This window comes from Chitinophaga sp. YR627 (genome assembly GCF_900114995.1).
Taxonomy (GTDB): domain Bacteria; phylum Bacteroidota; class Bacteroidia; order Chitinophagales; family Chitinophagaceae; genus Chitinophaga.
Window position 1 is genome coordinate 1,645,351 of the sequence record NZ_FOUX01000001.1, and the last position, 24,550, is coordinate 1,669,900.

At 45.0% G+C, this 24,550-nt stretch carries 24 protein-coding genes and 1 tRNA gene; 12 read left to right on the forward strand and 13 right to left on the reverse strand.

Features of this window, described 5'->3' with window-relative positions:
- The first annotated feature begins 80 nt into the window (after positions 1-80).
- Both BMZ72_RS36930 and BMZ72_RS36785 read left to right on the forward strand, forming a co-directional pair.
- Positions 81-602, forward strand: a complete 522-nt coding sequence (locus tag BMZ72_RS36930; RefSeq protein WP_143087619.1) for a hypothetical protein — start codon at positions 81-83, stop codon at positions 600-602.
- A complete protein-coding gene (locus BMZ72_RS36785; protein ID WP_255373126.1) occupies positions 580-1,566 on the forward strand; it encodes an RHS repeat domain-containing protein in 987 nt (328 codons plus the stop codon). The genes BMZ72_RS36930 and BMZ72_RS36785 overlap by 23 nt, the downstream gene beginning before the upstream one ends.
- A 409-nt stretch (positions 1,567-1,975) precedes the next feature.
- Here BMZ72_RS36785 and BMZ72_RS37145 read toward each other — a convergent pair whose 3' ends face one another.
- Positions 1,976-2,176 carry a transposase gene (locus tag BMZ72_RS37145; protein ID WP_177222689.1) on the reverse strand — a complete coding sequence of 67 codons (201 nt, stop codon included), beginning with the start codon at positions 2,174-2,176 and terminating at the stop codon, positions 1,976-1,978.
- Positions 2,177-2,446: 270 nt separating this feature from the next.
- Positions 2,447-2,532 (reverse strand) — tRNA-Leu (locus BMZ72_RS06095).
- Between the two features lie 258 nt (positions 2,533-2,790).
- On the opposite strand from BMZ72_RS06095, the gene BMZ72_RS06100 reads away from it, so the two are divergent.
- The 6 genes from BMZ72_RS06100 (at position 2,791) to BMZ72_RS06125 (ending at position 7,765) form a co-directional block, all read left to right on the forward strand.
- On the forward strand, positions 2,791-3,078 hold the full coding sequence (locus BMZ72_RS06100; RefSeq protein ID WP_089806240.1) for a hypothetical protein: 288 nt from the start codon (positions 2,791-2,793) through the stop codon (positions 3,076-3,078).
- A 444-nt stretch (positions 3,079-3,522) separates the two neighbouring features.
- Positions 3,523-3,843 (forward strand): LytR/AlgR family response regulator transcription factor, encoded by a 321-nt coding sequence (locus BMZ72_RS37150; RefSeq protein ID WP_089806242.1) that lies wholly within the window; start codon positions 3,523-3,525, stop codon positions 3,841-3,843.
- Between the two features lie 211 nt (positions 3,844-4,054).
- Positions 4,055-4,624: a hypothetical protein gene (locus BMZ72_RS06110; protein ID WP_089806245.1), complete on the forward strand. Its 570-nt coding sequence runs from the start codon at positions 4,055-4,057 to the stop codon at positions 4,622-4,624.
- Between the two features lie 67 nt (positions 4,625-4,691).
- Positions 4,692-4,991: a hypothetical protein gene (locus tag BMZ72_RS06115; protein WP_089806247.1), complete on the forward strand. Its 300-nt coding sequence runs from the start codon at positions 4,692-4,694 to the stop codon at positions 4,989-4,991.
- A gap of 77 nt (positions 4,992-5,068) precedes the next feature.
- Positions 5,069-6,844: an ABC transporter ATP-binding protein gene (locus BMZ72_RS06120; protein ID WP_089806249.1), complete on the forward strand. Its 1,776-nt coding sequence runs from the start codon at positions 5,069-5,071 to the stop codon at positions 6,842-6,844.
- 54 nt (positions 6,845-6,898) lie between these two features.
- Positions 6,899-7,765, forward strand: a complete 867-nt coding sequence (locus tag BMZ72_RS06125) for a porin family protein (protein WP_143087620.1) — start codon at positions 6,899-6,901, stop codon at positions 7,763-7,765.
- A 132-nt stretch (positions 7,766-7,897) separates the two neighbouring features.
- Here BMZ72_RS06125 and BMZ72_RS06130 read toward each other — a convergent pair whose 3' ends face one another.
- The 7 genes from BMZ72_RS06130 to BMZ72_RS06160 all read right to left on the reverse strand — a co-directional run bounded on the left by BMZ72_RS06130 (position 7,898) and on the right by BMZ72_RS06160 (position 20,059).
- Positions 7,898-8,299, reverse strand: coding sequence for a VOC family protein (locus tag BMZ72_RS06130; RefSeq protein WP_089806253.1), 402 nt, complete (start codon positions 8,297-8,299; stop codon positions 7,898-7,900).
- Positions 8,300-8,426: 127 nt separating this feature from the next.
- On the reverse strand, positions 8,427-11,618 hold the full coding sequence (locus BMZ72_RS06135; protein ID WP_089806255.1) for a reprolysin-like metallopeptidase: 3,192 nt from the start codon (positions 11,616-11,618) through the stop codon (positions 8,427-8,429).
- Positions 11,619-11,883: 265 nt separating this feature from the next.
- Positions 11,884-14,139, reverse strand: a complete 2,256-nt coding sequence (locus BMZ72_RS06140) for an FG-GAP-like repeat-containing protein (protein ID WP_089806258.1) — start codon at positions 14,137-14,139, stop codon at positions 11,884-11,886.
- 55 nt (positions 14,140-14,194) lie between these two features.
- A complete protein-coding gene (locus BMZ72_RS06145) occupies positions 14,195-16,462 on the reverse strand; it encodes an FG-GAP-like repeat-containing protein (protein ID WP_089806260.1) in 2,268 nt (755 codons plus the stop codon).
- 140 nt (positions 16,463-16,602) lie between these two features.
- Positions 16,603-18,858, reverse strand: a complete 2,256-nt coding sequence (locus tag BMZ72_RS06150) for an FG-GAP-like repeat-containing protein (RefSeq protein ID WP_089806262.1) — start codon at positions 18,856-18,858, stop codon at positions 16,603-16,605.
- A gap of 143 nt (positions 18,859-19,001) precedes the next feature.
- On the reverse strand, positions 19,002-19,586 hold the full coding sequence (locus BMZ72_RS06155) for a Crp/Fnr family transcriptional regulator (protein ID WP_089806264.1): 585 nt from the start codon (positions 19,584-19,586) through the stop codon (positions 19,002-19,004).
- 11 nt (positions 19,587-19,597) lie between these two features.
- On the reverse strand, positions 19,598-20,059 hold the full coding sequence (locus BMZ72_RS06160) for an Lrp/AsnC family transcriptional regulator (protein WP_089806267.1): 462 nt from the start codon (positions 20,057-20,059) through the stop codon (positions 19,598-19,600).
- A gap of 152 nt (positions 20,060-20,211) precedes the next feature.
- On the opposite strand from BMZ72_RS06160, the gene BMZ72_RS06165 reads away from it, so the two are divergent.
- Together BMZ72_RS06165 and BMZ72_RS06170 are read left to right on the forward strand one after the other, a co-directional pair.
- Positions 20,212-20,544: a cupin domain-containing protein gene (locus BMZ72_RS06165; RefSeq protein ID WP_089806269.1), complete on the forward strand. Its 333-nt coding sequence runs from the start codon at positions 20,212-20,214 to the stop codon at positions 20,542-20,544.
- A gap of 84 nt (positions 20,545-20,628) precedes the next feature.
- Positions 20,629-21,528 (forward strand): EamA family transporter, encoded by a 900-nt coding sequence (locus BMZ72_RS06170; protein ID WP_089807272.1) that lies wholly within the window; start codon positions 20,629-20,631, stop codon positions 21,526-21,528.
- A 3-nt stretch (positions 21,529-21,531) separates the two neighbouring features.
- Here the strand turns inward: BMZ72_RS06170 and BMZ72_RS06175 are convergent, their stop codons facing one another.
- On the reverse strand, positions 21,532-21,951 hold the full coding sequence (locus BMZ72_RS06175; protein ID WP_177222690.1) for a hypothetical protein: 420 nt from the start codon (positions 21,949-21,951) through the stop codon (positions 21,532-21,534).
- A complete protein-coding gene (locus tag BMZ72_RS06180) occupies positions 21,906-22,091 on the reverse strand; it encodes a hypothetical protein (RefSeq protein ID WP_089806273.1) in 186 nt (61 codons plus the stop codon). The genes BMZ72_RS06175 and BMZ72_RS06180 overlap by 46 nt, the downstream gene beginning before the upstream one ends.
- 65 nt (positions 22,092-22,156) lie before the next feature.
- Between BMZ72_RS06180 and BMZ72_RS06185 the strand changes: the two genes are divergently transcribed.
- Together BMZ72_RS06185 and BMZ72_RS06190 are read left to right on the forward strand one after the other, a co-directional pair.
- A complete protein-coding gene (locus tag BMZ72_RS06185) occupies positions 22,157-22,741 on the forward strand; it encodes a TetR/AcrR family transcriptional regulator (protein WP_089806275.1) in 585 nt (194 codons plus the stop codon).
- Positions 22,742-22,776: 35 nt separating this feature from the next.
- A complete protein-coding gene (locus tag BMZ72_RS06190; RefSeq protein WP_089806277.1) occupies positions 22,777-23,403 on the forward strand; it encodes a class I SAM-dependent methyltransferase in 627 nt (208 codons plus the stop codon).
- Here BMZ72_RS06190 and BMZ72_RS06195 read toward each other — a convergent pair.
- Both BMZ72_RS06195 and BMZ72_RS06200 read right to left on the reverse strand, forming a co-directional pair.
- A complete protein-coding gene (locus BMZ72_RS06195; RefSeq protein WP_089806279.1) occupies positions 23,387-23,857 on the reverse strand; it encodes a GNAT family N-acetyltransferase in 471 nt (156 codons plus the stop codon). The two genes, BMZ72_RS06190 and BMZ72_RS06195, sit on opposite strands and share 17 nt — an antisense overlap.
- A 27-nt stretch (positions 23,858-23,884) precedes the next feature.
- Positions 23,885-24,382 carry a hypothetical protein gene (locus tag BMZ72_RS06200; protein WP_143087621.1) on the reverse strand — a complete coding sequence of 166 codons (498 nt, stop codon included), beginning with the start codon at positions 24,380-24,382 and terminating at the stop codon, positions 23,885-23,887.
- Between the last annotated feature and the right edge of the window lie 168 nt (positions 24,383-24,550).

The window sequence follows — 24,550 nt, forward strand, 5'->3', positions numbered from 1 at the left end:
TATAGTATTACGTTGTTTTCTCTGATTGGAAAGTCCGTCACTTGGACTTTCCAATCAGAGAAAACAACGTAATCTTGGTTATGATAAGTTGTGATCAGACTACTGAAAAAAACAAGTTTGTTGCTAAGTTGAATGCAAAGGCAGGAGGGAAGAAGATCGGCCCTTCATTGGTGCTACGTGTAATGGCAGGGGACACAGTGAAGATCGGTGCAAAAGCGTTCTATAAGTCAGAGGGCCCCGCTGATAACAAAGCAAAAGCCCCGGTAGAGGATATAATCGCTGGATTGGTACAGGCTTTTGGTGGTGGCGTAGGTGAAAATGGTTCACACGCTGGTCAAGTTGTCTCTAACAATACGCCTTTTAATGCGGATTTTTATAATAGCAACTATCAACGTTTGAAGGAGAAAAACAAGGACAATGGGCCGACTGATCGACCAAAGACATATTTGAACTTTGTTTTATTCGATGATGATTTCAAATTAGTAGAGGGTAATAGTGGCGTAAATCAGGTAAAAGCAAGTCCGGACGAACTGCAGGAACTTGGCGGCGGGAAAATGGCCGTGGAAAAGAGTGGTTTTTTTGTATGTTTATACAAGCAATGAGAGTCAGCAGGATGTTTTCTTTGATAATGTTACGGTGGCAGCAATTAGTGGGCCGTTGTTAGAGGAGACGCATTATTATTTGTACGGATTGACGATGGCGGGAATATCCGCTAATGCATTGAAAGGAACGAATTATGCAGAGAACCGCGTTAAATATAATGGGAAGGAGTTGTTACAGCATAGGGAGTTTAATGATAGTTCAGGTCTGGATTGGTATGATTATGGAGCTAGAATGTACGACCCTCAAATCGGGAGGTGGAGTGTTGTGGATCCACTTTCAGAAAAAATGCGAAGACACTCGGTATATAACTATTCTTTTGATAATCCTTTACGTTTCATTGATCCGGACGGCATGACTCCTACCGATGTCATAATCCGCGGTAATCAGTCAAAGAAGGCATTTGAGCAGCTACAGCAGTCTACTAATTTAAAATTATCTCAAGATAAAGCTGGAAAAGTAATTGTCGCTGGTGGAAATGCAAAAACTGATGCAGATAAAAAGCTTCAGACGGCGATTAACGATAAATATGCTATCGTGGATGTAAATGCTTCGTCAAACAATTATACAAGTGAAGGTATAGCTATTACAGGAGGAGCATTTTTGGGAAGTGGGTCTTTTGCAGGAGGCAACAAGGATGGGGTAATATTGGCCAGACAAGAAATAAATCCTGACCAATTTGCAATTATAGAGGACATTACTAAATCTGAACCTGGAGTTGGAGTGCTGCATGAGGTTTTGGAAGCGTATATAGGTGCTACAGAGCATCCTAACACTCACTCTGCAATAGGTACTGATAGTGAAGCTGAAAGTTCAAACTTTTACGATGCCCACGATAAAGCGATTTTAATAGATCCCAGAGCTAAACAAACAAGCAATTTCGATTTGAAGATTAAAGACAATAAGATATATATTATAAGTAACGGAAAAGAAAAATTACTTAATAATCTTGAAAGAAATAAATAATGAAGAGCATAACTATACTCTTATTTATTCTAGGTAGTGTTTGTTGTAACGCTAAATGTCAGGTACACGACACATTATCGGCTACGGTAATATGGAAAAAGAAATTAAAGGAATGTATACTTATCGGCGTGGTATCATCATTTAATACAAATGATACTAGTGTAATAATATCTGACAGAGTAAGAAAAATTAATAATAAATTGAATCAGAAGATAAAAATCGGCGAAGCTTATGTATTCGTCATTGAAAAGGACATAATCGTTACTAATCTAACAAATAAATTATCTGTCCAATTTAAAAATACCATTGTTTGGACTAACAAGGAATCTTATAACCTCAAGCCAAGGTTATGCCTTAATTGTATTAATGAGTATATAGGAGAATAGAGTAAGAACATGTAAATGCGAATCTATATTTGGGAGGCTGTATTACTCTGTATACCAGAGGCATCTACCTCGTTGTGCCATAGTGCAAGCCTTTTAAAAGCCTGTTCTTTGCTGGTGCATATTCTGAATACATCTCCCAGCCCTAACGACAGTTGATAAGCCTTTTGTATAACGGGACACCTGGTAAAGAGTAGCTCGGTCCGTTGCTGTTGCTCTCTGGCCACAGTCTTGGCTGTTTGAACAACAGATATCTGCTACGTGCTAATAGTTGTTTGACAGCATCGCCATTTAAACTATATGCCTAATGACAATCCCCCAAGTTTTCAACTTGATCCAGTTTTAGTTAGCATATACGAAAAGTAAGGCGTAGAACACAAGAAGCCAACTTGAGCCTTCGTATCGAACCCATTGTATTTTGATAATGAATAGATTATAGATGACCCAGGAATATACATAAAACAGAAAATCCGCTACTAGAGCGGATTTTCTGTTTGTGGTGCCCAGAACAGGATTCGAACCTGCACACCACGGGGGCACTGCATTCTAAGTGCAGCGCGTCTACCAGTTCCGCCATCTGGGCAACTAATATCTTCAACACTTATTCACAACATCCTTCTTCTTTTAAATTAAACCTTTTTTCAAAATAAAAAAATCCATGCTCTTTAAAAAACACATCCCAAAACACCCAGGATAAAACACCCTAACCAATACGGTTATACAATACAAACAACCACCTGCATCATTTGTGCATTTAAATATTGTAGAAGAAAATTTACACACAATAATTACGTAAAACCCGCATACATCATTTATCTATTTTTACCATAAAAACATCATTATGGCAAAAACAAACAACCCACTACTAACTGGGTATAAGGTTAGTAAAAACTCAACTGGCAAGCAATTCAGCCTAAAGAGCAGAAAGGGACGCACATTCATTACCAGGTACCCGGACATGAGTAATGTAGTCCCTTCCACAGCCCAGCTACAGGAGAAATCGAGGTTCGCTGAAGCGGTGAAATATGCAAAGCGCATTGTACACGATCCTGTATTAAAGGCAGCATATAAAAAACGGCCTGGTAGCAGTGTTTATCATAGCGCTATTAAAGACTTCCTGGGACATTAATATAAAAATACATTTATGCTATCTCAACACATCCTCCACTATAGTCGTTTCAGATATTCATTTGATAATTCTTATCCTACGTTAATCCTACGTTCATGAACGTAAGATCAACGTAGGATAAGAATTATCAAATGAATTTTTTTTCGTGAATTTCGCAGCGAAATGATTTAGAGGTTACTATTTTCTTTAAAATTGTACATTGAGTCTTAACCCGTCCGGATCCCGGACATATAATTAACCCACAAAAAATACAGTTATGTATTACGCAAACCCTTTAACTACCGAAGTAAAAACCATCGCCAACTCCTCAATTGCTCAATATCTCCTGTCTGCTCCATCCTCCCTTCGACTTCGACTTAGTCTCCTTCCTGTCCTTCGACTTAGAAAGTCTTCCATCTCCAATAGCTTCTATTCCATATTACCTAACTCAATCCGACAAATCTTATGTATAAGCCGCTATTACTCCTTGTTAAGGATACAACCCGTGAAAAAATAGAAAACGAAGAAATCGCATTTGTCAGTGTTAAAGACAAGTATGTTTTGGTCACGCTTATTGATAAGCGAAAATTTACAGTAAGAACCAGCCTCCGGCGATTTGAAAAGAGCCTTCCCCCTGATCTTTTTTTTCGCATACACAAGAACCATATCGTCTGCCTGCAACATATCAGGTATATCGACACTGAGGTCATTATGAAAACCGGTGATCCACTACCCATCAGCAGAGAACTAAAAGAAGCACTCCTTAGCAATTTTGAAGTCTTTTAAAATTTTACATGCCCGCGTTTTTGCGTCCTGTGCACACGTTTTTGCGTCCCATGCACATTGCCGGAAATTGTTGAAATAATCGGCCTAATATTGTTTCAGCAATCGTGAACAACGGGTCTGCGTCTAAGACAGGAGAGGGGCGCCTCTTGTCTAACCTGGTGATCATGATTGTGGTTAAACAACATTTTTTAATCACAAAAACTGATTCACAATGGCATACGTAAAAGACAATATATTCATCACCGGTGTATCCGGTACAGTTGGTAAAAAGATGAACTTCCGTGTAAGAAAAGGTAAGACAGTCGTAGCTGTTAAACGTGGTCCGAACACGGTACCACCAACTGATGAACAACAGGAGGTACGCGAACAATTCATTATAGCATCTTTATATGCGCAGAGCGCCATGAAAGACCCTGTGGTGAAGGCGCTGTATCAGAAGGCCGCGAAAGGTGGTCAGACTGCCTATAACGCTGCCTTCAAAGATGCAGCGAAAGCACCAGTCATTGGTAGTGTAGATCTAACCACTTATAAAGGAGCGATCGGAGATACGATAGAGATCTCCGCCAGAGATGTCATCACACCTAAATCCGTAACAGTAACCATCTCCTCACCGACGGGAACTGTATTAGAACAGGGTGCTGCCATTATCGGTGCAACTGACAAACGAATCTGGACTTACACGGCAACCGTCGCCAACGCGACATTACCCGGGACTCGCATCGTAGTCACCGCAACAGACTTGCCTGGCAACGTCACAGAGAAAGAAGTAGTTGTCTCCTAAGTTAAAACAATCATCGGGCGTCCGCATAGAGCGGACGCTCTTTATCTCACTATTAAGCTAAATTATCATGAGAAATAAACAATTACTGGCATCTGTACACGCCAATATCCGCTTCGTCATTACAGACTACTACAGAGGCGCTATCAATGACGTCATCTACATGGTCATCAGAAATACCGCCAGTGTATTCGTCAATATCATCTCCGTGGACGGCAATATACTGGAGTCCGGTCAGGCTAATAATAACAACAACGTATGGAGCTACCGTACCCTGATCCCTAATCCTGACTTTCCGAGTGCAAAATTGCACATCCAGGCGATAGATGATCAGGGAACGCTGGAAGAGAAGCTGGTCCCGTTTTTCTGACCCGGGAAAGGAAGAACATCCGGACAACCGCGTCCGGATGTTTTTATATCTTTGCACCTTACAAACCACCGAATACTATGGCCAACCCATATATATCCCTGTTGCGGACAGCCTGGCTTTATGCGCGAAAAGAACGGAAAAGGTATGTATTGGTATATGCCATGTTCGTTGTTTCCGCCATCATCAATGCTTTGTACCCCGTATTACTGGGATGGTTTATTAATAAGATCCAACAGGATACACAGCAGGTGCTGCATTACGCATTCCTGTATGCAGGCAGTTATTTTGCCCTGAAGTTGCTGGAATGGGCCTTTCACGGTCCCGCCCGTGTCATGGAAAGGGAACTGGCCTTTAATCTCAGCCGTAACTTCCTGCAGGAACGCTATCACCAGGTACTGCACCTGCCGGTAAAATGGCACCAGGATCATCACAGTGGCGCTACCATCAATCGTATCCGTAAAGCATACGAAGCATTGAAGACTTTTTTCGATCACGGCTTTATGTATCTGCGGGCAGTAGGTAAACTCATTTTTTCAGTAGCAGCCATCGTCTACTTTTCCCCCTTGTTTGGTAGCATCGGTGTAGCGCTTGGTATCATCACGATCTGGGTGATCTTTAAATTTGATAAGCCTTTTATCCGTACACTGGATGAGGTGAATGAAAAGGAACACGTGGTATCCTCGACCTTGTTCGACAGCCTTTCCAATATCATGACGGTCATTACCCTGCGACTCGAAAAGAGCATGGAAACCGGCCTCCTGGGGAAAGTACACCAGATCGTACCACCGTTTAAAAAGAATATCCGTATCAATGAATGGAAGTGGTTTGTAGCAGATGTATTGATCACGGTGATCTATTGTGTGGTGGCTGTGGGGTATATTATACAATACTGGCAGCCCGGACAGGTGTTTTATATCGCCGGACTCGTCACCTTGCTGGGATACGTCAACCAGTTTACCAGCGTATTTTATGACTTTGCCTGGCAGTATACTGATATCACCCAATACAATACCTACGTACAGACGGCGACTAATATTGACGACGCATTTAAAAAGCAACATCGTCCGGATGCGCCTACCGATCTGCCGGAGACCTGGGAAATGATCAGTATAAAAGACCTGAACTTTTCTCACCGTGAGCAATACGCAGAACACGCACCGCAAAGCCTGCACGGACTGAATATTCAAATACCCCGTGGTAAACGTATCGCCTTAATAGGAGAGAGCGGCAGCGGTAAAAGTACCCTGCTGTCATTGCTGAGAGGATTGTATGACCCGCAGCCAGGAATGGAGTTATCAGTCGATGGAAAATCATATGACATGGATACACTCAATGAGACCGTCACCCTCTTCCCGCAGGAACCGGAGATCTTTGAGAATACCATCGCTTATAATGTCACGCTTGGATTGCCTTTCAGCGAAGCAGATATTGAAGAAGTATGTGAAGGGGCTCATTTTACGGATGTCATCAGTCAACTCCCACTCGGACTGGAGTCTGATATCCGGGAAAAAGGGGTGAACCTTTCCGGCGGACAAAAACAACGCCTCGCCCTCGCCCGTGGGATCCTCGCCGCCCGGGAAAGTGAGGTGGTACTGCTCGACGAACCAACCAGCAGTGTAGATCCAAAGACAGAGGTCATGATCTATACCAAGTTGTTCAAAGCTTTTGCAGATAAAGCAGTGATCTCATCGATCCACCGCCTGCATCTGCTGACACACTTCGATTATGTATATATACTCCAACAGGGGAAAATTGTCGGCGAAGGCACTTTTGAGCACCTGAAGGAGCATAGTCCTATCTTTCAGGAACTCTGGAAACACCAGAAAGATACCATGGGCAAACATTATCAATAAGCATTATCAGGTAAAAGGTTAACTTTAATCTGCCTCAAAATAATAAGGCACAAGATGAAAAGAATATATTTTCTATCAATTTTGTTATCCCTGCTTACACCTGTATTGTACGCCCAGGACCAGAGATCATTTCCAACATCAGAACTCTCCGTTGGCGCCCAATATGCCATGCCCCTGGGAGATTTCAGAGAAGGCAGCGCCACCTTCTTCGATGTAAAAGACCCCGGCTACAATTATGGGATCGGAGGAGCCGTAAAATACCTGTTACGACTGAATAAGACCTACGGATTTTCACTCCAGACAGGCGCTATGCGATACCATCCAAAAGCATCGGCAACAAATACCAGCGGTGGATTTACAGCGATCCCCGTTAAAATAGGCGCACAATTCCGGTATAGATCATTATTCGCAGAACCACAGTTCGGATTCACCTACTTCGCAGATAACCATACTTTCTATCAAAGCGGGTCAACGACCTACGGACTGACCATCGGTTCATATATCACAAAACATATCTCGCTGTCGGCCAACTATGAACGCTGGAATAAAGGCGGATTCGCCGCCAGCCATGTCGGCGTCGGGGTAGCATACGCCTTTTCACTTCGCGGTCTGCATACCGTAGACAGCATCATGAAAGAAAGAACACCGCCCCCTTACAGGATGCGTCCTGTATATGATAAAACCAGTGAAGACTGGAAAACACAGCGATCCTATAAAGCCCTGGGCTGGGTATCCATCGGCGTCGGAGTGCCATTGACATTACTCGGTCTCGTGACCGCCATCGCCAGTGCAGAGACAAACAGCATCAAGCCCGCCACCTATCAGTGGTTAATAGGCTCCGGCGTAGTAGTCACTTCGGCAAGTATCCCGTTCTTTATTTTGTCCCACAAGTATAAAAAGCGAACCATCAGGCCGCTCTGATAAATAAAAAAGAGGATGTATCAAAAACAAATGAACGTCTTCAGAATAGTTTAAATGACTACCTGATTCTATCAGGTGTCCGAATAAAAAGAAGCTGCTCAATACTTTTGAAACAGCTTCTTTTAAATTAGTTTACTCGAACCTTTTTTGCGCATCCTGCGTCACTGGTGTGAAGAGGTTCACCAGATTCCCGTCCGGATCCCTGAACAATAAAGAACGATTGCCCCAGGGCATCGTAGTAGGTACCTGTACCACATCTTTCCCTGCGATATCGGCTACCGCCGGATATTGCTCATCTACATTATCTACCTGAAATTCAATGATAACGGAGCGGTTATTGGCAGGAACAGCTATGGGTGTTTCGCCAAAAAAAGCCAATGTACGCGTACTGCCGATCGCCAATGCGGCACGGGAAGTCTTTAATTCAGCAAAATCGTCGGTAAACCAGGTAAACTTCGCTCCCAAAGCGATCTCATAAAAATTTACCAAGCGTTTAATATCATCGGTAATGATGCGGACTGATGAAAGCGTCATGTCTGTTGATTTTGTTTAGAATGACACAAAGTAAAAAGGGGCGAGTGACAACCCTATGTCAGCAGCCCATAAAAAAAGCCGGTACCTGGACAGGCACCGGCTATTTCTTATCTATTTATTATCAAAATTATTGCTTGATGATCTTCGTCATATTCACTTCTTTCGCACCATTTCTGATCTTCAGGATATAAACACCTGTCGGTAATGTAGAAATATCCAGCTGCGTGTTCACCGGATTCATTTCACGGCGTAATACCACACGGCCATTGACATCATACATCATTACGGAAGATCTTCCTTTGAAACCGGTCAGATTCACGTTCACCACATTATTAGCAGGGTTCGGGAATACAGCCACTTTAGGCACATCGCTGTTCACTACATCCGTACTACGGCTGGCAGTACCTAACTGTACGCGCAGTGTATAACAGGAAGTAGTACTGTTAGCGCCATTGTAACCATAGACCTGTGCATAATAAGTACCCGGCGTCATATTTCTGCTGATCGTTTCACTGCTGGTACCACCCGCCTGTGAAATTGCCAGCTGTGTACCGGCACTGTTCAGCAGTTTCAGGTCATAGTCGCCTGGTAAGGTACCCAGGGTAATAGTGATCGTACCCGCTGTAGTGATCACGAACTTGTAATGGTCAATATCGCCTGACGGACTGATAAGACCCGTAATATCCGTATTGAATGGAATAGTAGCTGCACCGGCAGTAGTACCGTTGGTGGCAGTATCCAGGTTGTTCGCACAGGTAGGCGGCGTCAGGGTAGTGAACTGCGCACTGGCATAAGCACCATTACCATCAGAACAATTTGTCCTCACTCTCCAGTCATAGGTAGTGGTAGCTGTCAATCCGCTCAGGTTCGCAGATGTTGCTGTCGTTCCGGTTTGGACATTGATCCAGGTAGCACTTGCAGCTGGTTTGTAATCAACATCATAACTCAATGCACCGCTTACCGCTGACCAGCTGATAGCAGCTGCCGTAGTAGTTACTGATGCACTGGTTAAACCGGTAGGTGCGCTACACGATGCACTTGGCGTAGTCGTTAACTGACCAACAGCATAAGAACTACTATCGCTGGCACAATGTGATCTTACCCTGTAGTCATAGGTATGTCCTGCCAGGAGGCCTGTCAGGTTAACGCCTGTAACGGTAATGCCTGTCGCAGCATTGATCCAGGTAGTATCAGCAGCAGCCTTGTAATCAACATCATACGATACAGCGCCACTTGCAGCTGTCCAGGTGATGGTTGCAGCAGTTGAGGTAACCGCAGAATCACTCAGACCTGTCGGAGATGTACAGGAGGATCCGGATACAATGGTAAAGTTGGTATTGGAAATATCAAAGAAGATGTTTCCAACAGATTCCACTTTTATTCTGGCTGTGGTTGTGGGTGTGTTAGGGATGATAACCGCCTGACTACCATCATTCGGCGTACTGCCAACTAAGGTACTGAATGTATTACCGCCATCCGTAGAGATGGAGATCTTTACATTCGCACAGCTCACAGGAGAAGCGGTTGTATTCGCCACATTCCAGGTGATGTTCTGGGAAGAATTACCCGCCCAGGAAACAGCCGTATTAGGAGCCGTTACAGAGAACGGTCCGGAGGTATTGCTCACAGTCACCGTCATATCAGAGAAGTTGGTCTGTCCGATCGTTACCGGTGCTGTCGAACTATAAGGCGCATTATCCCTTACCGTTAGACGGAACCGCAGGGTTCTGGATACGGAGCTCAGTGCTTCGGTATTTGCGCCAGCATCACCACCGGTTAAAGGACCAGATACTAAATTGCCGGCAAGAATGGTGGACAGTTTAGGGAAATACCGGGTAGGGGTTGTAACAGGAGGCAGTGAGATCCAGTTCGGACCAGCAGCCTTGGTCGGACTAGCCACACTGCTGGAGCCTGTTTGTGAAGAAGAAGCATTGTCATATTGCTCCCAGGCATACGTCAGCACATCAGCTGTATTGGCATCCGTAGCTGTACCTGTCAACGCAAATGGTGTGCTGATCGGAATGGTGTAGTTACCACCGGCGCTTACCACAGGAGTAGCGTTATTGCCCGATATAACGGTGGTTACAGGGCAACTCTTGCCAGACAGGTTTGCCTGGATCTGTGCAATGGAAGCCGCATGGAAAATATCTATTGAATGCGGTGCCAGATCCTGACTGGTGATACCGGCATATCCCATGATGGTGATACCCGAACCAGGTTCCACGTTCACGCCTGTACCTTCATTGCTCATAGAGAAGGTGTGGTTAGCACCTAATTGGTGACCTACTTCATGTACCACATAGTCAATATCGAAATTGTCGCCCTGTGGGATCGCATCTGCAGGAGAGGTGAAGCCGCTTCCTTTTGAATTATCAACACAGATACAACCGATACAACCCGCGTTACCACCACCACCGGAAGCACCAAACAGGTGACCGATATCATAGTTGGCAGCACCGATCACCGAGTTCAGGGTATTCTGTAACTCGCTGTTCCAGGCCCCACCGGCTCCTGAACTGGCAGAAGAATAGGGATCTGTGGAAGGATTGTAATAGAATACACTGGTACTGGCAGCTACCAGATTAAGATGGATCGCGAGATCCTTTTCATAGACACCATTACAACGGGTCAGCGTAGCGTTGACAGCCGCCAGTACTAAGGCAACCTGTGAAGCACTGGTGGCGCCGAAGTAATTGGAGTATTCCGCAGTTACTGACTGGGCCAGCCGTAAAGTTTTGGAATCACCGGTAGAGCGGCCTGCAACATCAGGTACGCGACTGTCTATGTCAGTCGCCAGTTGTTGCTCAGGTGTAAAACATTTCCACGGTAAAGTATTCGCCCTTTTTTTGAATACAGTATATACTGTATGGTCAGCAGAATAGGGTTCGATAAACTCATTCTCTTTTCCGGTACGGAATACAGTCGTCTGTATTCCCTGCGGAGATATGCTCAGTTTTAACGTGGCATATTTGTCAGTAATACCCTTTCCCGAAAAGGCTCTGATATCCGGGAACTGGGCCTGTAAGGCAGGTTCGAAATTGGATGCTTCTGTAATTTCGAATTGTTCAATCTGTCCATCGGCGTTGGGTAGAGAAATAATGGTGGCGTGGGCGGACTTATTACCGACCGATCTGAATGCCTGATCTCTGAAAGGTGTAAAATTGAGATCAAACAGTTTAAACTCAGTGGGAAAAGCAAGACGGGCAACAGCTTTATCGGTACTAATTCTGGCGCCGTCAGTGTGTGGCCTCCAGTAGTCCTGTGCAAACGACAGTGTACTGCACAGTAGTGCAGTTGCGAGGAGTAGAAGTTTTCGCATTTTTACTCAGGGTTTTAATAATTAAGAATAGTAGTCTTCATAAATGTAAAAGAACTCGCTGCGGCGGTAATTGTACCGGCTCGCAATATCCACATGCCTATAGGCTATTTTCAACGAAAGGTCATTATTGCTGCTATTCCTGAAGGGCGCTCGTAATCATATATCAGGTAAAGCAGATGAGATTGGTTGTGTGTTGCTACAATGGCAATGGCCCTGCTTTGCAGCAAGGCCATTGTCTCTTCTCCGGATAATTATGTAGGTCAGCTTATTGCTTAATTATCTTCTCCCGGAACACTTTGCTACCGTTCTGAATCACCACAAAGTATATGCCAGCTGTCAGTCTGCTGATGTCAATTGACTGCTGATAGTTCACTACATTTCCGGCTTTAACAGTCTGCACGAAACCTCCCTGTACATTCATGATCTGTATGTAAGTAGGCGTCTGACTATCTAAGCCCTGTAGCTGTACAAAGAGATCATTCACTACCGGGTTAGGGAATACTTTCACAGCTGCAACGGTTGTTGATGGCATTGGTGCTTTGCTGGCTGTCACCGGAGCATCGGCAGTGAGTAAGCCCGCCGAACCAGCACCCCCATGATAAACAAAAGCGGCACCTTCAGCGACTTGTCCGTTCGAAAAGGCAATTGCGCCGATCAGTACGTCGCTGTTGCCGTCGTTATTTACATCGCCTGCACTGGATACGCTATATCCCAGTATAGCACCCGACTGGTTGGATTGTATGGTGGATGCAGGTACGGGATTAATGCCGGTGGCACGTCCATAATATACGAAGGCCATTCCTTCGCGTTCCTGACTACCATTTTCCTGGTTGGGTGATCCTACGATGATATCCGCATAACCATCATTATTAATATCTCCGGCAAATTCGATGTCGAAGCCATAACCTGCACCTTCCTGGTTCCCTTCCAGAATAGTAGCCGGTGTTGCACCGATACCTGTGCTACCGCCATGGTATATGTATGTTGCACCTTCCCCGCTCTGATCATTAGAATAGTACGGAATGCCTAGAATGATATCGGTATAACCGTCACCATTAATATCCCCACCTCCTGCGATTGCAAGGGCATCTTCAACTGATAAATTTATGTTTAGCGTATTTGTTGGTGTTGTCGCCATGCCGTCAGGACCACCCATAAAAGTCAGTACCTGATGAGTAGCTGTAACCGCAATATCATTGTATCCGTCATTATTGATATCTCCTGCAGCCACGATACGGCTTCCTAAACGGAGTCCGGCCTGGTTACCTTCAATGACGATCCATGGTGTAAATGATACACCCCAGTCGCTTCCCGGAATGATCGTAATGGTTCCTTCATTAGCTTGTCCGTGTGAAGCCGAGCCAGACCCAATAATGATATCATCAAAAGCATCCCCGGTCACATCTTTTGATATGGCGATAGAGATGCCCAAGGTGCCATAGCTCGGATCGCCATACACAATCTCCGGAGTGGTCGTGACGCCGGAAGACGAGCCATAGTATACTGCGATGCCACCCTGCTGGTGCGTACTGTCATCTGCATTTAATACAACATCATCGTAACCATCACCATTAAGATCTCCGCCAGTACCCAGCGCTACGCCATATTGTCCGCCAGGAGTATTGGGGGTGAGCAATGTATAGGTGAATGGGACAATTCCGCGGATACTGCCGTAGTAGACAAATACAGCACCATTTCCACCATTTGCATGTTGATATCCCGGTGCACCCAGCAGAATGTCGTCATAATTATCGTTATTGAGTTTTCCACCACGTGCTACCTCCATTCCCAGTATAGCCCCCACCTGATTGCCTTGTAAGAACGTATTGGCATTCTGTGGTGTCCCATTCAGGACAATAGGATCAATAGTAATAGGGTAAACCGCCTTTTCAACGTCCACTGCTATCTGTACCTGGTTATCCTGCACGGAGAAATGTGCCGGTAAGATCGTGCCGTTCGCATCCCATACCTTCAGGTCATTATAGGAAAGCAATTGCTGCCCGTTACGGAAGGTCAGACTGGTCTCATTACGTTTGAACGTCTGCCAGCCTTCAGCCGTCTGCAATTGCACACTGAGTGTACGTGCTTTTGTTGCCGGTTGCTGAATGATAAAGTTCTGGCGGATACCCTGGTCGTTATTGACATATTCAACGATATAATGGTCATCATGATTGAACCGGACGGTACCATCATGCATCTTAACAGAGGTCTGCGCGGCAGGCTGGTACAAGGACTGACCATCCGCAGTGATGCCTTTTACAGTTAATCCGAACGACCATTGTTGTGCCGCATTCCGTGGCGTAATAAGCATTTCCTGCGCAGTGTAAGTCGCCAACAGACTATGCTGACGATTGTTACTCTGGTAGATACCCGTATTGCTTTGCCAGTTGATAAAGTATTCGCTGCGCGCGATATAGGCCTGTAGCTGATCCTGCGTGCCTTTTTCAATAACAGGATCAGTGCCGGCATATGCTGTACCGACGGCCAGCAGCAGACTGCCTAAAAAGTAAAGTTTTCTCATAATATTAGGTTATAAGCACCCCTGCAGGGGCAGGGACGCTATATAGGTTGATTATTTATTGTTTAACGATCTTCTCATAGAAGGTTTTTTCGCCATTCCGGATAATGAGCAGGTATGCGCCTGGAGTCAGCTTGCTAAGATCGATCGACTGCTGATAGTTCGCTACGCTACCGGCTTTCACAGTTTGTACGATTTTCCCCTGTAAAGTCATGATCTGTATTTCCGTAGACACCTGGCTATCCAGTTCCTTCAACTGAACAGATACGCTGTTGATTACCTGCTTAGGGAATATATTTATATTGGAAGGAGTGGGAGTAAGGACTGATGCTGTCTTACTGGTGGTCGTCCTGGCTGTTGTAGCCACCAAACCTGCAGAACCCGCGCCACCATGATAAACAAATCCGGCTCCTTCCAGTGCTTGTCCGTTGGAAAATGCTATAGAGCCGATCAGCACATCACTATAGCCATCTCCGTTTACATCACCAGCGCCCGCTACGCTATAACCAAGTATGCCGTTACGCTGATTGGATTGTATCGTTGATGCCGGTACGGGATTGATACCGTTGGATCTGCCATAATAAACATATGCCATACCTTCGTCTACCTGGTTGAGATCGTTGCTTCCATCAGGTTCACCTACTATAATATCACTGAATCCATCGTTATTGATATCTCCGGCAAATGCGACAACTGACCCGTAGGAAAGGGAATCAATGGTCCCGCCGAGAACCTGTGCAGGTATCGAATCGAAACCTGTGGTACTACCGTAAAATACCAATACGGCACCCTTATAAGAGAGGTCATTTAGATAATCACTTTTACCCATAATAATATCTGTATGACCGTCGCCATTAATATCTCCGCCAGCTGCAATAGAAAATAGGGCGCCATATATTGGATGATGGCTCACATTCATGGTACTGCCGGGTGTTGTTGAAACACCGGAAGGTCCGCCGTAATAGACGAATACTTTATTAGTAGCAGTAACGACAATATCATTGTAGGAATCACCATTAACATCTCCTGCAGCTTTTACCTGCCGACCGAGATTCATGGCAGCCTGATTACCTTCGATGATAGTCCATACAGTATATGCCGGTCCCCAGGGGCCACCAGGAATGATGGTCACCAGGCCTTCATTGGCTTGTCCTTTTGACGCATATGGAGAGCCTACAATGATATCATCGATAAAATCTCCGTCAAGATCTTCTGATATTGCAATAGCGTCTACGAACCGGCCCTCGTTAGAACCACCGGGTATGATCTCCGCTATCGGGACAACACCTGTCGGGGAACCATAAAATACAGCAATACCACCCACATTAAGGATACTGTCAAAAGGGGCAGCAGTTACTACATCGTCAAAACCATCATCATTCAGATCACCACCGCCAGCTATCACAACAATGCCATCTTCTCCAACAATGTTCGGCAGCAGGGTCGGTCTGGCAGGGTTAATACCCCGATTGGTGCCGTAGTAAACGAATACGGCACCCTGTCCGCCATTTGGAGGCTGGTATCCCGGTGCTGCCAATATAACATCATCATAAATGTCATTATTAGTATGCCCTCCTCTGGCCACTGCGAATCCCATCAATGAGAATGCAATATTATTCTGAAGAAAAGAGTTGGCATTTTGTGGAGTTCCGTTTAATACAATAGGATCGATGGTGATAGGATAGACCGCTTTTCTAACGTCTACTGCTATTTGTACCTGGTTATCCTGTAATGAAAAATGAGCAGATAAAATGGTACCGTTAGCGTCCCATACCTTCAGATCATTATAAGAAAGCACCTGCTGTTTGTTCGTGAACGTCAGACTGGTTTCGTTACGTTTAACAGTCTTCCATCCTTCAGACGCCTGGAGCTGTACGCTGAGTGTTTGTGCGGGTACAGCCGGTTGCTGAATGATAAAGTTCTGGCGGATACCTTCGTCATTGTTGACGTATTCAACGGTATAATGGTTATCATGGTTGAACTGTACGGTACCATCATTCAGTTTAACGGAAGTCTGTGCAGCAGGCTGGTACAGCGGACGACCATCCGCAGACACACCTTTTACGCTTAATCCGAATGACCATTGTTGTGGTGTATTCCTGGGAGTAATACGCATTTCCTGCGCGGTATAGGTAGCCAGCAGACTATTCTTACGGTTATTACTCTGGTAAATGCCGGCATTGCTTTGCCACTGGATAAAATATTCGCTACGGGCGAGTTGTGCTTCAATCTGATTGAGGGTACCTTTTTCAATGACAGGGTCGGTGTTTGCATGTACTGAGCAGACAGCAAGCAGCATACTGCCAAGCAGATAAATTCTTTTCATGGTGAGGTAATTGTGTCGTATATAAGGTTATAAAATATAGGGTTGACTGATGATGACTGTGGTAATATAAGTGACTGATTATCTGCAACAACAGCATTACTGATGAACACTGTTATTACAGATAATGCAGGGGCATTGATTTATTGTTTAATGATCTTTTCGTGGAATACTTTACTGCCATTCCGGATAATCATGAAGTAGATACCAGGGGAGAGTCTGCTGATATCAATAGATTGCCGGTAGCTTTCTATATTACCCGCATTGATAGTTTGCACAGTGACACCCTGTATATTCATGATCTGAATGAACGTAGCTGTTTTGCTATCTAAGCCCTGCAACTGAACGGAGAGATTGTTGACTACGGGATTAGGGAATACTTTTACGTTGGATGGCAGAGGAGTCTCTATTTTAGCGCTTGTCTCCGGAGGTGTTGCCGCCAGTAATCCTGCAAGGCCGGCTCCGCCGTGATAGACAAATCCGGCGCCCTCTAATTGCTGACCGTTAGAATACAGAAATGCGCTGACCAGCACATCGCTATAGCCATCGCCATTCACATCACCTGCACCTGCCACACTAAATCCCAGGCCTGCATTCCTCTGATTAGATTGTATGATGGATGCAGGAACGGGGTTAACGCCGGTAGACGTTCCATAAAATACATAGGCAAATCCTTCACCGTCCTGGTCGATGTTGTTGCTCTGTCCCATGGCGCCTACCACAATATCGCTTTTCCCATCCGCATTGATATCACCGGCAAATGCGACCTCAATGCCAAATCCAGCGGAATCAACATCCGGTTGCAGTATCTGTGCGGGCGTTGCGCTAAGCCCCGAGGTACTACCATGATACACAAATACAGCCCCTCTGTATGATTGCTGGCCAACGGAGTATTGCTGGTTGCCGACAATAACATCGCTATAACCATCTCCGTTAACATCTCCGCCAGCTGCAATAGCAAAGGAGGTGGGAAAATCAGCTGGTGAATTTACGGTCATTGAACTGGACGGTGTTAGCGCAACGCCATCCGGACCACCATAATAGGTGAAAACCTTATTTTCCGCTACCACTACAATATCATTGTAACTATCATGATTGATGTCATTGGCACCCATCACTCTGGTCCCCAGATTTAATCCGGCCTGATTGCCTTCTATATAGGTCCATGCACTATTTTCGATACCCCAGGCGTTACCATAGATAATTGTCACAACTCCTTCCCCTGTTTGTCCGCGTGAGACGCCGCTACTGCCCACAACGATATCATCTATTCCATCGTCATTCAGGTCTTTTGCAATGGCCAGATATCCATTTAGTGAACCATAAGCCGGATCACCACGCAGGATCTGTGCTGTAGTGTCAAGACCATTGCCGGTACCATAGTATATAGCTATACCACCCAGACTGTCTGTAGCGTTTGTGATAATATCATCGAAGCCGTCAGCGTTCAGATCGCCTCCGCCGGCCATCCCCGCGAAATATTGTGATGCGTTTATTCTAGGGCCTATTGTTGTTTTGACATTAGGATTAATTCCCCGTGGTTTGCTGCCATAATAGATGAATACCGCACTATATCCACCCTGTGGGAGCTCGTAAGCAGGAGCCAGCAGCATGACATCATCATAGGTGTCACCGTTGATATCTCCCGCCGTAGACACCCGAAAGCCCATCAACGCATTCACACGATTGCTCTGGAGAAATGTATTGGCATTCTGCGGTGTTCCATTCAATACAATAGGATCAATCGTAACAGGATAAACCGCTTTTTTGACATCTACTTCTATTTCCACCTGGTTATCATGCACGGAAAAATGAGCAGGTAAAATAGTGCCCTTTGCATCCCATACTTTCAGGTCATTATAGGAAAGGAGTTGGTGTTTACGACGGAAATCCAGACTGGTTTCACTACGTTGAAACGTCTGCCAGCCTTCGGATGTCTGCAGCTGTACGCTGAGGGTATGGGGCTTTACTGCTGGTTGCTGAATGATAAAGTTCTGCCGGATACCGTCTTCATTGTTAACATATTCAACGGTATAATGATTGTCATGATTGAATTGCACTGTGCCGTCATTCATTTTAACAGCAGTTTGTGCGGCAGGCTGATAGAGCGGCTGACCATCCGCAGTTACGCCTTTCACGCTCAATCCGAACGACCATTGTTGTTGCGCTTCCCGGGGAGTAATACTCATCTCCCGACCAGTATAAGTAGCCAGCAGACTATTCTTTCGGTTGGTACTCTGATAAATACCGGTATTGTTTTCCCAGTGAATAAAGTATTCGCTACGCGTGAGTTGGGTCTTCATCTTATCAAGCGTGGCATCCTCAATGACAGGTTCGGTATTGGCATAGACCGAACAGACAGCAAATAGCATGCTGCCAGACAGGTAGAGTTTTCTCATGATGTGGGTGATTGTGTTCTTATATAGGTTATAAAATATAGGGTTGATTGATTATTTCTGAGGTGATGTAACGGGCTAAAAATGTACTGTAAATATAATGAAAATAATGGATAATAAGTGCGGGAAATACAGCGTTTACAATCTTATTTCTTCGTTAATATTCTTCTTCTTAATCTACTCAGTGTAGCGGGTGTCAGGCCCATGTACGAAGCGATCATATGCTGCGGGACTCTGTTCACAATCTGCGGATATGTACTCACGAAAAGCTGATATTGCTCTTCTAAAGGAAGTCTGAAAGTAGAGGTAAATCGCTTTTGTAAAGCGATATAGGCGTTGGTGATAACCAGGCGCATATAGGTCTCATATTTGCCCAGTTGCTGTAACAATGCCTCATGTGATTGCTTGCTGATTAACAGGAGCTCTGTGTCTTCCAGTGCATCGATACTCTGGGTCGCGGGTTCGCCGGTGAGAAAACTGTAGAGGTCTGCGATCGTCCATCCTTCTACTGCAAATTGTGTAATCCGCTGATGACCATTCTCCTCCGGCAGGTACATCCTTAACACGCCTTTTTCTACAAAAGCGATCTGTCGGGATACTTCTCCCTCATGCAGCAGGAACTGTTTTTTCTTTATTTTCCGGGGAATGAGATGGGCTTTTATGATCGCCGTTTCTTCTTCGGTTAAAGGCACTTTTTCATTGAATCGCTGGAAGAACAGATCGTAGGTCATGCACATGGTAATTAGAAATGAAGCGCAGTAGCCTGCTTGATATTGGTGATCACAAAAGAACTCTGGATTTTGCTGACATTGGGAATGACGGCCAGTTTAGTCGTGATAAATTCATTAAAGGCGTCCAGGTCTTTTACCACGACCCGCAGTATATAGTCAAATATGCCCCCGGTTACGTACGCGTCAGCTACCTCTTCCAGGGCAGTGACCTGTCTGGAGAATTCCTGGACATAATCCAGGCGCTGGCTGTTTAAAGAGACGGATATAATGACAGAAAAGTTCAGACCGACCTTCCTGGGATCCACAATAGCTACATATTCCTTTATATAGCCCTCATTTTCGAGTTTCTTGATCTTGTCATAGATGGCACTCCGCGACATATTTAAACGCGTTGTAAGGTCTCCTATGTCGAATTTTGCATTCTTCTGCAAGATCCTCAGCAGCTCAAGTTCTTGTTTATTCAGCTGTTCCATCGGATTTTTTCCGCCAAGGTAAGCAAAACAGAGAATGTTTCTGTACAGAAGTCAGGAAATAATCGTTTTGTCTGGACATTTTCCGTAATTATGAGCAATGTCTGCTACTTAATTCAAATTGATATAATTTTATCCGCACAAAATGCAGCTACATGTCCAATGTGTTTATTTTAAATGATATTGAGCGCAGAGAGATCCTGCCCGGTTTTCAGGCGAGATTCGTCCATACTGATAACATGACCCTGAGCTACTGGGATGTTACCAAAGGGGCGGTATTACCCCTGCATAAGCATATACACGAACAGGTGACACAGGTAGAGGAAGGTGAGTTTGAACTGACAATAGCAGGAGAGACCCGTGTGTATACAAAAGGTATGGTGGCAGTGATTCCTTCTATGGCCGAACATGGCGGTGTAGCCCTGACAGATTGCAAAATTTTCGACATATTCAGTCCGGTGAGGGAAGACTACAAAGCCCTCCGTTAATCTAAGCTAAATCATACGGATCACCTGTACCCGACCTGCATGCATTCATGCGGACAGGAACAGGCATTTCCAAAAGTACCATTGATGAAAAAGTATATACTATTTGTCCTGACTGGCGCGGCCAGTTACGGGATGCTCTCTTCTTTTGCCAAAACGGCCTATCGTGAAGGATATAACGCGGCGGAGATCACTTTCGCACAGGCTGCTATCGGCGCTTTATTATTGTGGATGCCGGTGCTGATTAAGAGGATCAAGGAAAAACAGCTGCCTTCACTGGCCAACTGGCGGCTCTTACTCGCCGGTGTGGGCATCGGCATTTCTACCTATACTTATTACCTGGCCGTCCAGTACATTCCGGCCTCCCTTGCCATCATCCTGCTGATGCAGATGACCTGGATGAGCATATTCATGGAATGGCTGCTTTTTAAACGAAAACCATTGACAATTGAACTTTATGTCACCGCCGTGATCCTGATAGGAACGGTGCTGGCCGGTAATCTGTTACATGCGGGTACATTTGAATTTTCCCTGATTGGTATTGTATATGGGTTGTTGTCTGCATTGACATATGCGATCGCTGTCATCTGTACCAGCAGACTCGGAACAAAGGTGCCCATGTTTGAAAAGAGCGCCATGATGATCACGGGTTCTGCTGCTATCATTTTCATGATCAATTTTAATACACTCTGGCATAGTGAACATTTTGACGGCAGACTGTTACAATGGGGTACTTTCCTGGCGCTCTTCGGTACCGTGATCCCACCTGTATTGTTTACGAAGGGAATGCCCAAAATTGGCGCAGGACTGAGTGCCATACTGGTAACAATGGAATTGCCGGTAGCCGTGCTTTGTGCGCATTTTATACTGAAGGAGGAAGTGAACTCCCTGCAGATCCTTGGGATCCTGCTGATGCTTGGCGCGATCATCTGGCTGAATATCTGGAAAGAGAAGAAGCCAGTGGTAGTAACAGCAGTATCGGCCTGATCATCAGGATGCTTTTTGTGTCTGTTTGCCGCTCTGCTGCTGGTGAACAAAATAATAGTATACAGCCCCCGTGAAATAAGCCAGTACATCGAAAAGATCTGCTGTCGTATTCGCAGAAAAAAACGGCAAAACGTACTCAAACGCGATCGCTGTATATGCAGCCATCCATAACAGAAAGGAGAGGGGATAACGGTATCCGGTATCACGCAGGAGCAGTCTTGTGAAGACCAGCGCAATGTGTGCCACAACGGGTATGAACAGGAAATCTGTCAGCCAGTTGTTCAGCACTGGTATCGGGTGACCGCCCCATCTGAAAAGATGTATAACCCACCATAGACCGATATAGCAGCTGAAGAAGGGATCAAAGATCCGCCTGACTATAAGGCCAGGGAAATGGATAATACGATGGCTAGTGACACGCATGAGAATAACACCAGAAATACGCCAAAACCTATGTTCTTACCAAACTTTACAACGACATGATCATTCGGTTTTACAGGCAATACGCTTTCCCTGAGCGTCTGTAATAATGTCTTCTTTTCTGTGGCAGGTTGTTGCTCCATGCTGATTGAATTTAGAACAAATGTACTAAATTTCATAAAATAGAACAAATGTTCTAAATTTGATCATGGACACAAAAGAAAAGATACTGGCAGCAGCCCTTAAACTATACAACAGTAAAGGGATCAATACGACGACCCGGCATATTGCTGCCAGCATGTCCATCAGCGCCGGTAATCTCCACTATCACTACAAACATACTGATGATATCATCCGTACACTGTATGAGAAACTGGAGGCAGAATTTGATGGATTAATGGGGAATGTACAGGAGGAAGGAGAGATGAGTCTGGCGACTCTTAATCGGTCATTCGGACAGTCCTTTCAGGTCCTTTATAAATACCGCTTTATCTTTCTTCATTTTGTTGAAATAGGCACCCGTGTCCCGGATATAAGGAACGCGTATCATCAGCTGGTAAAAAGGAGGGAAGCGGAGTTTAAAGCGCTCTTTTACCAGCTGGCAGCAGCCGGTGTTTTCAGAAAAGATATCCCTGATGAGATATGGTCAGCCCTGGTGACACAGATCTTTATCGTGAATGATTACTGGTTGTCCATGAATGAAATGACGGACCGCCTAAAGGGAAAAGAAGCGGCAGCAGCCTACCAGCAACTGGTAAATGCACTGCTTTATCCGTACCTGGCGAAACCTTAAAATGGTTGTTCCGGAATTATCCATTACCTTCGCACATGGATATCAACAATCAATCAAACTACTGGGATAAGGTCGCCGACCAGAAAGTATTCACCCACCCACTTGATCTTCCCCTCTTTCAGCAACACGTCGGTAAAGATGCTGCTATACTCGATTATGGCTGCGGATATGGCCGTATCGTATCAGAATTACTGGCAGCAGGTTACACAAATGTTACCGGTTTTGATAGCTCCGAAAAGCTAATTCAACGTGGATTGGGTAATAAACTGCCGTTGCAGCATGTGGACAGTCCCGATGCACTACCCGTGCCGGAAGCCACAGCAGATGCGGTACTGCTCTTTGCCGTACTCACCTGTATCCCTACAAATGCAGGACAGCAACACCTCATTGACATTTTATATGACAAGCTGCGGCCGGGAGGGGTTATCTATATCAGTGATTATTACCTGCAGGCCAATACGGACCGCTATACCTGGTATGAAGGAGATCAGGAGAATTATGGTGTTTTTACCTTACCGGAGGGCGCTACGCTTCGCCATCATTCCAGGGAATGGATCCAGACACTCTTAAAGCGCTTCACCATGCTGGATGAACAGATTATCCCGGTAAAGACTATGAATGGGAATCCGGCGGAGATCTTCCAGCTTATTGCCCGGAAATAGTCAGTTCCTTTTCAAAACAGACACTGTCCGGCAGGTCTGTATACGGCGGATAACTTGGAATACGCTTATACCCGAGCCGCTGATAGAGGCCTAATGCTTCCTGCTGCTGACTGCCGGTTTCAAGGACGGTTTTCCTGAAACCCAGTTCTACCGCCCAATGTTCCAGTTCCTGCATCAGCAATTTACTGATGCCTTTTCCTCTTGCCTGTTCCCGTACAAAGACCCTTTTTACTTCTACCGCTTCTTCATCATAAGACTTGAAACAACCACAGCAAACGGGTATGTCATTCAGATAGATAATCACGGCAGTATCCAGTAATTCCAGCTTATTATGCTGGTCGTAAATATCCATAATGTCGCCGTTACGCTTGCGAAGATCAACATCCAGTTCGTGTATGAGTAACTGGAAATCGGTATGTGAACTGGCAGTTCTTAGAAGGGTGATATTATCCATGATGTTGCTAATATAATTCAAACGTTATTACTCTTTACAATACACCAGTTTCGCCGGGAAATAATATTCATCCGGATAGTCAGTTGTAGTGATCAGCCCATCGTTATCAATCAGCATGGAGAAGTCTCCACGTGCAAGCCAATATGAATTTTTAAAGTAAACCCAGTCAAGTATACTAAGATCGTTCAGGTATATGTCATATGTATCCGCATCAGGGACTACAGGTATATTGTTCTTTATGCCCAGTTTGTTTTCTATTGAAGCCAATATAATAAAACCGCTGTCTCTCCGGATATCCGTACGGAAAGTACGACTGCTATCCAGATCCATCGTATAACTTCCTTTACCTCTAACCCATTGAGCCGCCCGGTATTTTGCAGTAATATTATTGCCACCCAGATCAAATAATCTGACTGTGATCATCTTCTTACCAGTATTGGCGGTGACAATCTTGTTAATGATCTTGAATGAGCTGTCCAGCTGGCGAAAATGAATGCTGTCTTTGTTCCGTTTCCAATATCCCATTGAAAAAAAGGAACTTCTTTCACAATGACTTTCATAATTGTAAATGCCATTGGGATACAATAAGATCGATTCACCACAAAGGTGATTTTCGCTTCTGTGATATTCGGTAAACTGCTGAGCGGATATTACCAGTGACTGCAATAGGAAAAATAAACAAAACAAGGTACG

What these genes read in the sequence shown, in the direction of transcription:
- BMZ72_RS06140 (WP_089806258.1), bottom strand. Translation starts at nt 14,139, where the DNA reads ATGAGAAAACTTTACTTTTTAGGCAGTCTGCTGCTGGCCGTCGGTACA.
- BMZ72_RS06190 (WP_089806277.1), top strand. Translation starts at nt 22,777, where the DNA reads ATGGATATCAACAATCAATCAAACTACTGGGATAAGGTCGCCGACCAG.
- BMZ72_RS06165 (WP_089806269.1), top strand. Translation starts at nt 20,212, where the DNA reads ATGTCCAATGTGTTTATTTTAAATGATATTGAGCGCAGAGAGATCCTG.
- BMZ72_RS06170 (WP_089807272.1), top strand. Translation starts at nt 20,629, where the DNA reads ATGAAAAAGTATATACTATTTGTCCTGACTGGCGCGGCCAGTTACGGG.
- BMZ72_RS06110 (WP_089806245.1), top strand. Translation starts at nt 4,055, where the DNA reads ATGGCATACGTAAAAGACAATATATTCATCACCGGTGTATCCGGTACA.
- BMZ72_RS06130 (WP_089806253.1), bottom strand. Translation starts at nt 8,299, where the DNA reads ATGACGCTTTCATCAGTCCGCATCATTACCGATGATATTAAACGCTTG.
- BMZ72_RS06195 (WP_089806279.1), bottom strand. Translation starts at nt 23,857, where the DNA reads ATGGATAATATCACCCTTCTAAGAACTGCCAGTTCACATACCGATTTC.
- BMZ72_RS06150 (WP_089806262.1), bottom strand. Translation starts at nt 18,858, where the DNA reads ATGAGAAAACTCTACCTGTCTGGCAGCATGCTATTTGCTGTCTGTTCG.
- BMZ72_RS06135 (WP_089806255.1), bottom strand. Translation starts at nt 11,618, where the DNA reads ATGCGAAAACTTCTACTCCTCGCAACTGCACTACTGTGCAGTACACTG.
- BMZ72_RS06115 (WP_089806247.1), top strand. Translation starts at nt 4,692, where the DNA reads ATGAGAAATAAACAATTACTGGCATCTGTACACGCCAATATCCGCTTC.
- BMZ72_RS06175 (WP_177222690.1), bottom strand. Translation starts at nt 21,951, where the DNA reads ATGCGTGTCACTAGCCATCGTATTATCCATTTCCCTGGCCTTATAGTC.
- BMZ72_RS06160 (WP_089806267.1), bottom strand. Translation starts at nt 20,059, where the DNA reads ATGGAACAGCTGAATAAACAAGAACTTGAGCTGCTGAGGATCTTGCAG.
- BMZ72_RS36930 (WP_143087619.1), top strand. Translation starts at nt 81, where the DNA reads ATGATAAGTTGTGATCAGACTACTGAAAAAAACAAGTTTGTTGCTAAG.
- BMZ72_RS06185 (WP_089806275.1), top strand. Translation starts at nt 22,157, where the DNA reads ATGGACACAAAAGAAAAGATACTGGCAGCAGCCCTTAAACTATACAAC.
- BMZ72_RS06180 (WP_089806273.1), bottom strand. Translation starts at nt 22,091, where the DNA reads ATGGAGCAACAACCTGCCACAGAAAAGAAGACATTATTACAGACGCTC.
- BMZ72_RS06100 (WP_089806240.1), top strand. Translation starts at nt 2,791, where the DNA reads ATGGCAAAAACAAACAACCCACTACTAACTGGGTATAAGGTTAGTAAA.
- BMZ72_RS06200 (WP_143087621.1), bottom strand. Translation starts at nt 24,382, where the DNA reads ATGGGATATTGGAAACGGAACAAAGACAGCATTCATTTTCGCCAGCTG.
- BMZ72_RS06145 (WP_089806260.1), bottom strand. Translation starts at nt 16,462, where the DNA reads ATGAAAAGAATTTATCTGCTTGGCAGTATGCTGCTTGCTGTCTGCTCA.
- BMZ72_RS37150 (WP_089806242.1), top strand. Translation starts at nt 3,523, where the DNA reads ATGTATAAGCCGCTATTACTCCTTGTTAAGGATACAACCCGTGAAAAA.
- BMZ72_RS06120 (WP_089806249.1), top strand. Translation starts at nt 5,069, where the DNA reads ATGGCCAACCCATATATATCCCTGTTGCGGACAGCCTGGCTTTATGCG.
- BMZ72_RS06125 (WP_143087620.1), top strand. Translation starts at nt 6,899, where the DNA reads ATGAAAAGAATATATTTTCTATCAATTTTGTTATCCCTGCTTACACCT.
- BMZ72_RS06155 (WP_089806264.1), bottom strand. Translation starts at nt 19,586, where the DNA reads ATGACCTACGATCTGTTCTTCCAGCGATTCAATGAAAAAGTGCCTTTA.